The organism is Neisseria sp. P0021.S006 (assembly GCF_051956895.1).
In genome coordinates this window covers 1-590 of record NZ_JBQCWZ010000903.1, presented here as the reverse complement: position 1 = coordinate 590, position 590 = coordinate 1, and the positions used below count along the sequence as shown (strand labels likewise).

1 protein-coding gene is annotated in these 590 nt (G+C 53.7%); it reads right to left on the bottom strand.

Annotated elements, in window-relative coordinates; genetic code table 11:
• Positions 1-590, bottom strand: a 590-nt coding sequence (locus ACTHUM_RS17805; protein ID WP_440403664.1) for an aconitase family protein, incomplete at both ends; no start/stop codon positions are given.

The window sequence follows — 590 nt, the reverse complement described above, 5'->3', positions numbered from 1 at the left end:
GCGTGCCAACAGCGCGGCAGCGACAACGTTGCGCGGATTGGAAGTATTGGTACATGAAGTAATTGCGGCAATAATCACTGCACCGTCAGGCATTTGGCCGTCTGAAGGCTCTTCATAAGGTTTTGCCAAGCCTTTGCTGGCCAAATCGGCGGTCGCAAAACGGGCATGCGGGTTACTTGGACCTGCCATGTTGCGCGTTACGCTGCTCAAATCAAATTTCAATACGCGCGGATAAACGGCGGTTTTCAAGGCATCTGCCCACAAGCCTGCGGTTTTGGCGTAGGTTTCCACCAATTTCACTTGCGCGTCATCGCGACCGGTCAGTTTCAAATAATCAATGGTTTGCTCATCAATAGCGAACATCGCGGCAGTCGCGCCGAACTCGGGGGTCATGTTGGAAATGGTGGCACGGTCGCCGATGGACAGACTTCTTGCGCCCTCACCGAAAAATTCGACAAATGCGCCAACCACGCGCTCTTTACGCAAAAATTCGGTCAGTGCCAACACGATGTCGGTAGCAGTAATGCCCGGCTGGCGTTTGCCGGTCAGCTCAACGCCAACAATATCAGGCAGACGCATCATGGATGCAC